Genomic DNA, 8,402 nt, shown 5'->3' with positions numbered 1-8,402 from the left:
ACCGAGTGGTGGGGCAAGCCTTTTTTGCTTACTTTTTTTGGCGTTTGAAAAAAAGTGAGCCGCCGTAAGGGCGGAACCCTAAGTAGCCGTTACCGCAGAAATGGATATGTACTCAATCAGACCGCCATCGCGAGCAAGCTCGCTCCCACAGTTTGATCGCAGTACAACCGGGAGAGACAGGCCAGCTGTAAGCCTCAATACCCGTTGGAGCCATAGTCCGGGGTAAACGCAAACCCAACCACCCGCTCAACTCCCGTCTCCAACCGCCCATCCGGCAACAACCGCAACCACCGATACCCCGGCGCCTGCCCACCCACCGCAAAATCCTCGCTCCCCGGCTCAAACTGGATACAGGTCGAAGGCGAAGCCAACAAACGAACCCCATCACGCATCCGATCAATTTCCTGATGCACATGCCCCCACAACACCGCCCGCACCTGCGGAAACCGATCCAGCACCGCAAACAGCGCCTCCGGATTGCGCAACCCGATCGGCTCCATCCACGCACAACCAATCGACACCGGATGATGATGCAGACACACCAGATGATGCCGCTCCGGCGCCTCGCTCAGCGCATTGGCCAACACAATCAATTGCTCCTCGGCCAAGAACCCAGGCACCGATCCGGGCACGGCGGAGTCGAGCATCGTCACCCGCCAATTGCCAATGTCCACCACCGGATCGAGCAACGTACTCTGGACCGCCGCCTCAAGCATCACCTGCGGCTCATCATGATTGCCCGGAATCCACCGCGCCGGCGCATTGATACGCGCAGTCAGTTGCCGAAATGCCGCGTAGGATTGCAGCGTGCCGTCCTGGGACAAATCGCCGGTGGCGAGCATCAGGTCCATGTCCGGTTGCTGCTGGAGTACCAGATCAACCACCGCTCGCAGGCTGTCACGGGTGTTCATGCCCAGCAACGAAGCATCGGCCTCGGCGAACAAATGGCTGTCAGACAGTTGGACCAGCAGCGCCGCGTCGGCAGTGGTCAAGCTGGATACGCTCGGCAAATCGCTATCTCCCAGGCGCAATCACGCCGTTGCATGAAGCGGCAATTATGCTGGGGGATGATCGAAAGGGGAAACCCGCGAACCGGAACCGGTTCACAACTACCGTACGACTTCGAACTCGTGGCCCAGCGCCAGGCAATGACTCAGCCACTCACCCAGGAACAGGTTCAACTGGGCCTTTTCGTCCGGCTGGTGCATTGACGCATTGGGGTAAGGATAGATGCCGCGAAAGCGTCGTGCATGTTCGGCGCTGACCACTTCAGCCATGCGCGCGTCGTGATAGACCTGTACTTCCAGTTGCGGCACCGGCAGCCAGGGCAGGCTGTGTTCCTGGCGCACCTGCAATGTGGTGGTGTACGGACAGGTCTGCAGCACTTCCAGGGCCAGGACACCGAGCATCTGGTCACCGTGGGTCACGGCGATGCGGCGTGGTGCCGGGTCGTTGCGCATGTCCGGCAACAAGCGCATCAGGCGGGCGTAGTTGGCCTCGCAGGCGGCCTGCAACCCCACCAGGTCGACGCGATAACGATCGCGCAGCTTGTTCAGGACCATAGCCCCCTCACTTCATCTCGATTCAAGGCCAGCCATTGCAAGGCAATGATACTGGCCGCGTTGCAGATACGTCCGTCGCGCACGGCTTGCAGGGCGTCTTCGAAAGCCCAGGTCTTCACGCGGATGTCTTCAGCTTCTTCCAGCAGGCCATGCAGGCCGCCGGCCCCCGTACTGTCGCAACGCCCCAGGTAAAGATGCACAAATTCATTGCTGCCGCCCGGCGACGGGAAATACTTGGTCATCGGCCAGAGCGCAGCGAAGACCAGCCCAGCTTCCTCCTGCGCTTCGCGATGAGCAACTTCTTCCGGTTGCTCGTCCTTGTCGATCAGGCCGGCCACCAGTTCAACCAGCCAGGGATTGGCGGTCTTGCCAATGGCACCCACGCGAAACTGTTCGATCAACACCACTTCGTCGCGCTGCGGATCGTAGGGCAACACACACACTGCGTCATGACGTACAAACAGTTCACGACTGATCTCACGGCTCATGCCACCGGCAAACAGCTCGTGGCGCAAGACGAGGCGGTCGAGCTTATAGAAACCCTTGAAGCAGGTTTCACGCTTGACGATGTCCACGTTGCTCGGTGTGGCGTTGGCGAAATCGGTCATGACAATCCTCGTGTGCAGTGGAACGATGCGAGGTTCCAGCCTCGGCTTCGCGCCATCCTAACGCGCCCGTACCGTTTGATGCAGCCCCTTTCCACTGATCGGGATGGACGGCAGAAGGTGAAAGAACTCTAATGAGCTTAGTGGCGAACTGATTGCCCTGCCGACAGTCGAAGCGGGTAACTTTTTGCCTTTCCCTGTTTCACGAAGGACGCCCATGTCGCTTTTCAAGATTGCTTCGCTGGCCGCCATTGCCCTGATCCTGGGCGCCTGCCAGAGCCTGTTCCAACCCAATTACCGCGCCCCGCTGGAGACCACTCGCGATGCGTCGGAGCAATTACAGCCTGGCTGCGCCAGCGCCGACTGCCCGCTGGTCAATATCGACACCCTGCATTTCCCCACCGAGCCCGCGCTGGACGGCATCATCGAAAAACGTCTGCTGCAAATGACCCGCACGACCCCGGACGCCCCGGTGGCGCCGACCCTGGCCGCCTATCGCGAACAGTTTCTGCGCAGCGCCGCGCCGCGCAACAGCAGCTATCTGCAGGCCAAGGTACGTGAGCAACATGACGGCCTGGTGATCATCGAGCTGTCCAGCTACCTGGACACCGGCGGCGCTCACGGCACCCCAGGTCGCGGCTTCATCAACTATTCGCGCCAGCAGCACAAGGTGCTGACGCTGTCGGACATGCTGCTGCCCGGCCAGGAAGAAGCCTTCTGGAAAGCCGCGCAAGTGGCCCACAACAGCTGGCTGATCAGCACCAAGCTGGATCAGGAACCGGAATTCCTGAAACAGTGGTCCTTCCAGAAAACTCCGCACATCGCGCTGACCTACGGCGGGGTGATCCTCAAATACGAAGTGAGCACCATCGCGCCGTACGCCCTGGGCCACATCGAACTGAAGATCGCCTACCCACGCCTCAACGGCATCCTCAAGCCCGAGCTGTTTCCCGGCCGTAGCTGAAGGCCCGGCCCAGCAACAGCTGCAGCAACCCAGCCAGGATCAACGACGGCAGCGTTGCGCCGATGTCCGGATAGAAGTTGGCCAGCAGGTGGTAGGTACTCACCCCGCCCAGCCAGGCCAACAACGCCGGCCAGCGCAACGCGACTGAGCGCACCTGGCTGCTGCGCTTGCGCAGGATGAAGTGATCCACCAGCACCACGCCGAACAGCGGAGCGAACACCGAGCCGATCAGCAACAGGAAGTTCTGGTACTGAGCCAGCGGCGCGAAGCAGGCAATCACGGTGCAGATGACACCAATCGCCAAGGCCAGGTGCTCGACCTTCAGCCCCGACAACATGCTCGTCGACACCGCCGCCGAGTGGATGTCGGCGAAAGCATTTTCCGACTCGTCCAGAAGAATCAGCAACAACGGGATGCCCAACCCGGCACCGGCCAGGGCCAGCAGCAACGCATTGACTTCGCCGCTCGGCGCGAACGCCAGGGTGTAGGCCACGCCGAGGCTCATCAGCCAGACGTTACCGATGAAGAACCCCACGGCCGTGCCGCCGAAGACGTTTTTGGCGCGCTTGCCGAAACGCGAGTAGTCGGCAATCAGCGGCAACCACGACAGCGGCATCGCGATGGCGATATCGAACCCCACCGCCAGCGACATCGAACCATCGCCCGCCTGATCCCACAGCGCGGCGAGGTCAGCCTTGGCGAACAGGTTCCAGGTCAACCAGATGCAAGCCGCCAGCAGCAACCAGATGCCCCACTTGCGCAGGACCTTGCGCACGAACGTCAACGGTCCGCTGACCGCGAGCAAGGTCGCCAACGCACCGAAGAACAATGTCCACAGCAAAGGGTTGGTGCCCAGGCTGCCTTCACTGAAGGCACGGGCGCCGAGCAGGCTGGCCGCATCGCGCATGACGATGATTTCGAACGAGCCCCAGCCAATCAGCTGCAGCAGGTTCAACACCGCGGGCACGCTCGCGCCCTTGCCGCCGAGGCTGAGCTTGAGCGCGGCCATGGCGGACAGGCCGGTGTCGCTGCCGATCACCCCGACCGCCGCCAGCAGCAGGACGCCCACCAGCGTGCCGAGGAAAATCGCCAGCAACGAACCGCTCAGGCCCAGACCCGGCGCGAGCAAGGCGCCGACCTGCAAGACCATCAGGCCGATGCCCAGGGAGAACCACAGGGAAAACAGATCGCGGGCGCCGAAGACGCGTTTGTCCAGGGGCACGGCGGTGTCTGGGGAATAGGTGCTGGGTTGGATGTTCAAGGGTTGTTATCTCAGAGGGGTATTTGTTGTTCTGATGATTGTTTTCGCGAGCAGGCTCGCTCCCACAGTGGAACTCGGTCGTTCACAAAATCCGTGTTCACCGCAGATCCATTGTGGGAGCGAGCCTGCTCGCGAAGGCGGCGGCAAGATCACCACCGCCCCCAGCTCAGATCAGACTTTCTTGTAAAGCTGACTACCTTCCTTCTTGAATCGCTCCGCCTGCTCCGCCAAGCCTTGGGCGACGTCGACATCCACCGCTTCAATGCGCTGGTTGGCCGCGTACTCGCGCACTTCCTGGGTGATTTTCATCGAGCAGAATTTCGGCCCGCACATCGAACAGAAATGCGCGACCTTGGCCGAATCCTTCGGCAGGGTTTCGTCGTGGTACGAGCGGGCGGTGTCCGGGTCGAGGCCGAGGTTGAACTGGTCTTCCCAGCGGAACTCGAACCGCGCCTTGCTCAAGGCGTTGTCACGGATCTGCGCGCCCGGATGCCCTTTGGCCAGATCGGCAGCATGCGCGGCGATTTTGTAAGTGATGATTCCCGTCTTGACGTCATCCTTGTTCGGCAGGCCGAGGTGTTCCTTCGGCGTGACATAGCAGAGCATCGCGCACCCGAACCAGCCGATCATCGCCGCGCCGATGCCGGAGGTGATGTGATCGTAGCCCGGCGCGATGTCGGTGGTCAGCGGGCCGAGGGTGTAGAACGGCGCCTCGTCGCAGCATTCCAGCTGCTTGTCCATGTTCTCCTTGATCAACTGCATCGGCACATGACCCGGGCCTTCGATCATGCATTGCACGTCGTGCTTCCAGGCGATCTTGGTCAGCTCGCCGAGGGTTTCCAGCTCGCCGAACTGCGCTTCGTCATTGGCGTCGGCAATCGAGCCTGGACGCAGGCCGTCGCCCAGCGAGAAGCTGACGTCGTAGGCCTTCATGATTTCGCAGATGTCTTCGAAGTGGGTGTAGAGGAAGTTTTCCTTGTGATGCGCCAGGCACCACTTGGCCATGATCGAACCGCCACGGCTGACGATACCGGTGACGCGCTTGGCGGTCATCGGCACATAACGCAGCAACACGCCGGCATGGATGGTGAAGTAGTCGACGCCCTGCTCGGCCTGTTCGATCAGCGTGTCGCGAAACAGCTCCCAGGTCAGGTCTTCGGCCACGCCGCCGACTTTTTCCAGGGCCTGGTAGATCGGCACGGTGCCGATCGGCACCGGCGAGTTGCGGATGATCCACTCGCGGGTTTCGTGGATGTGCTTGCCGGTGGACAGGTCCATGACCGTGTCCGAACCCCAGCGGATGCCCCATGTCAGCTTCGCCACTTCTTCTTCGATGGACGAACCCAGCGCGCTGTTGCCGATGTTGCCGTTGATCTTCACCAGGAAGTTACGGCCGATGATCATCGGTTCCAGTTCGGTGTGGTTGATGTTGGCCGGGATGATCGCGCGGCCACGGGCGATTTCGTCACGGACGAATTCCGGGGTGATGACTTTCGGCACGCTGGCGCCGAAGCTGTGACCGGCGTGTTGCTGGTCCAGCAGACCGGCGGCGCGGGCCACTTCCAGTTTCATGTTTTCGCGGATGGCGACGTATTCCATCTCGGCGGTGATGATGCCTTGGCGCGCGTAGTGCATCTGGCTGACGTTGGCGCCCGGCTTGGCGCGACGCGGATTGTTTACATGGGCAAAGCGCAGCTTGGTCAGCTCGGGATCGGCCAGGCGTTCCTGGCCGAAATTGGAACTCAGGCCGGCGAGACGCTCGGTGTCGCCACGGGCTTCGATCCACGGCGAGCGCACATCAGCCAGACCCTTGCGCACATCGATGGTCACGTTCGGGTCGGTGTAGGGGCCGGAGGTGTCGTACACCACCACTGGCGCGTTGATTTCGCCGCCGAAGTCGGTAGGGGTCACGTCGAGGCTGATTTCGCGCATCGGCACGCGGATATCCGGGCGACTGCCCTGGACGTAGATTTTTTGCGAGCGGGTAAAGGGCTGAACCGATTGCTGATCGACCTGGGCCGATTCACTGAGGTTGGTCGCGTTTTTTGATTTTGTCGTCATCACGGGCTCTCCAGACACACATCCAGGCAGTGGATTTTTGTCGGAGCGAACCTGTGGCGAATGGACACGTCCCTGCACGAAAGTGCGGACGCTGTGCTTGCTGCTCGAGCCTGTTCGAAGATCGAAAGTCGATTGTCGAACAACATCCCGGACGAAGCACAAGAGGACTCGCCGGGTGACGAGAAATCTTGTTCCCTACGCAGGCGCTAACCTGATCAGGTTCAACGGGATCCGAAATTATTCGATCTCAGCCTCATAGCAAGGCACCCCGACAAGAACCCGGCCAGTCTAGACACAACCGGCGCAGAACGCCATCGCCAGGGCAAAAGCCGTGATGAATGGCGCATATACAGGATTGTTGCCGTGCGTAGGCGCAACTACACTCGCTACGCCGCGCGCCTGTTATGCGCATTCAATTTTGAACGTAGGGATCGCCTCATGCTGCGCAAACTCTCACTGGCCCTTGCCGTGTCTTGTGCGACCAATGGAATGGCCTGGGCCGCCGAAGCCCCGTTATCCACCAGAACCGACCTGGTCAGCGTGTACCAGGAAGCGGTGGACAACAACGCCGACCTGGCCGCCGCCCGCGCCCAATACGGCGCCCAGAAAGAAGTGGTGCCCCAGGCCCGCGCCGGGCTGTTGCCCAATCTTTCGGCCGGAGCCGACCTGAACAACACTCGCACCGAGCTCGACCAGCCGGCGATGACCGCCACCCGCAGCTCGACGGTGTACCAGGCCACCTTGTCCCAACCGATTTTCCGCGCCGACCGCTGGTTCCAGTTGCAGGCCGCCAAATCGGTCAATGAACAAGCCTCGCTGCAATTGTCGGCCACCGAGCAGAACCTGATCCTGCAAAGCGCCGAAGCTTATTTCAATGTGCTGCGCAGCCAGGACAACCTGGCCTCGACCAAGGCCGAGGAAGCCGCGTTCAGGCGTCAGCTCGACCAGTCCAACGAACGCTTCGACGTCGGCCTGTCGGACAAGACCGACGTGCTGCAATCCCAGGCCAGCTACGATACCGCCCGGGCCAACCGGATCATCGCGCAGCGCCAGGTCGAAGATGCCTTCGAAGCGCTGATCACCCTGACCAACCGCCAATACAATGCGATCCAGGGCGTCGTCCATACCCTGCCGATCCTGCCGCCGGCGCCCAACGACGCCAAGGCCTGGGTCGACACCGCTGCCCGGCAAAACCTCAACCTGCTGGCCAGCAACTACGCCGTCACCGCCGCCGAAGACACCCTGCGCCAGCGCAAGGCCGGCCACGCGCCAACCCTCGACGCCATCGCGCAGTACCGCAAAGGTGACAACGACGGCCTCGGTTTTACCAACCCGAACCCCACCGGCCAGCGCTACGGCGGCGACGCCGAGCAACGCACCATCGGCCTGCAATTGAGTATTCCGATCTACAGCGGCGGGCTGACCAGCTCCCAGGTGCGTGAGTCCTACTCGCAACTCACCCAGACCGAGCAGCAGCGCGAAGGCCTGCGTCGCCAGGTGGTGGAAAACACCCGCAACCTGCACCGCGCGGTAAACACCGATGTGGAACAGGTCCAGGCCCGGCGCCAGTCGATCATTTCCAACCAGAGCGCGGTGGACGCCACGGAAATCGGCTATCAGGTGGGCACCCGCAACATCGTCGATGTGCTCGACGCCCAGCGCCAGCTGTACACTTCGGTGCGCGACTACAACAATGCCCGGTACGACTACATCCTCGACAACCTGCGTCTCAAGCAGGCCGCCGGCACCTTGAGCCCGGAAGACCTGCAGGCCCTGTCACGCTATCTCAAGCCCGATTACAACCCGGACAAGGACTTCCTGCCGCCGGACCTGGCACAGGCCGCAGCAGAGCAGTTGCGCTCGCGACCAGCGCAGTAGCACACCTCACTGGCAACGAGTGATTCCTGGGGTGACGCGGCCTACCTGTGGCGGGGGGGGGGGGGGGGGGG

Annotated in this window: 7 protein-coding genes and 1 riboswitch; of the genes, 2 read left to right on the top strand and 5 right to left on the bottom strand. The window is 61.7% G+C overall.

Features of this window, described 5'->3' with window-relative positions; translation table 11 throughout:
• Positions 1 to 194: 194 nt before the first annotated feature.
• From cpdA to ACE04F_RS01805, 3 genes are all read right to left on the bottom strand, one after another.
• Positions 195 to 1,010: a 3',5'-cyclic-AMP phosphodiesterase gene (gene cpdA, locus ACE04F_RS01815; RefSeq protein ID WP_486104329.1), complete on the bottom strand. Its 816-nt coding sequence runs from the start codon at positions 1,008 to 1,010 to the stop codon at positions 195 to 197.
• Positions 1,011 to 1,109: 99 nt separating this feature from the next.
• Positions 1,110 to 1,562: a DUF1249 domain-containing protein gene (locus ACE04F_RS01810; protein WP_003186471.1), complete on the bottom strand. Its 453-nt coding sequence runs from the start codon at positions 1,560 to 1,562 to the stop codon at positions 1,110 to 1,112.
• Positions 1,553 to 2,170 carry an NUDIX domain-containing protein gene (locus ACE04F_RS01805; protein ID WP_486104327.1) on the bottom strand — a complete coding sequence of 206 codons (618 nt, stop codon included), beginning with the start codon at positions 2,168 to 2,170 and terminating at the stop codon, positions 1,553 to 1,555. The genes ACE04F_RS01810 and ACE04F_RS01805 overlap by 10 nt, the downstream gene beginning before the upstream one ends.
• Positions 2,171 to 2,384: 214 nt before the next feature.
• Between ACE04F_RS01805 and ACE04F_RS01800 the strand changes: the two genes are divergently transcribed.
• Positions 2,385 to 3,131, top strand: a complete 747-nt coding sequence (locus ACE04F_RS01800; RefSeq protein ID WP_486104325.1) for a DUF3298 domain-containing protein — start codon at positions 2,385 to 2,387, stop codon at positions 3,129 to 3,131.
• Here the strand turns inward: ACE04F_RS01800 and cytX are convergent.
• Positions 3,100 to 4,392 (bottom strand): putative hydroxymethylpyrimidine transporter CytX, encoded by a 1,293-nt coding sequence (gene cytX / locus ACE04F_RS01795; RefSeq protein ID WP_486104323.1) that lies wholly within the window; start codon positions 4,390 to 4,392, stop codon positions 3,100 to 3,102. The two genes, ACE04F_RS01800 and cytX, sit on opposite strands and share 32 nt — an antisense overlap.
• A gap of 171 nt (positions 4,393 to 4,563) precedes the next feature.
• Positions 4,564 to 6,453 (bottom strand): phosphomethylpyrimidine synthase ThiC, encoded by a 1,890-nt coding sequence (thiC, locus tag ACE04F_RS01790; protein WP_486104321.1) that lies wholly within the window; start codon positions 6,451 to 6,453, stop codon positions 4,564 to 4,566.
• Positions 6,454 to 6,628: 175 nt separating this feature from the next.
• Positions 6,629 to 6,734: riboswitch (TPP riboswitch) on the bottom strand.
• Between the two features lie 157 nt (positions 6,735 to 6,891).
• Between thiC and ACE04F_RS01785 the strand changes: the two genes are divergently transcribed.
• Positions 6,892 to 8,331, top strand: coding sequence for a TolC family outer membrane protein (locus ACE04F_RS01785; RefSeq protein ID WP_434696057.1), 1,440 nt, complete (start codon positions 6,892 to 6,894; stop codon positions 8,329 to 8,331).
• The last annotated feature ends 71 nt before the right edge of the window (positions 8,332 to 8,402 follow it).

This window comes from Pseudomonas sp. AGC41 (genome assembly GCF_057334555.1).
This window is presented reverse-complemented; position numbering and strand designations above follow the sequence as displayed.

Coding starts and splice junctions, on each gene's coding strand:
- thiC (WP_486104321.1), bottom strand. CDS start 6,453: ATGACGACAAAATCAAAAAACGCGACCAACCTCAGTGAATCGGCCCAG.
- ACE04F_RS01810 (WP_003186471.1), bottom strand. CDS start 1,562: ATGGTCCTGAACAAGCTGCGCGATCGTTATCGCGTCGACCTGGTGGGG.
- ACE04F_RS01800 (WP_486104325.1), top strand. CDS start 2,385: ATGTCGCTTTTCAAGATTGCTTCGCTGGCCGCCATTGCCCTGATCCTG.
- ACE04F_RS01805 (WP_486104327.1), bottom strand. CDS start 2,170: ATGACCGATTTCGCCAACGCCACACCGAGCAACGTGGACATCGTCAAG.
- ACE04F_RS01785 (WP_434696057.1), top strand. CDS start 6,892: ATGCTGCGCAAACTCTCACTGGCCCTTGCCGTGTCTTGTGCGACCAAT.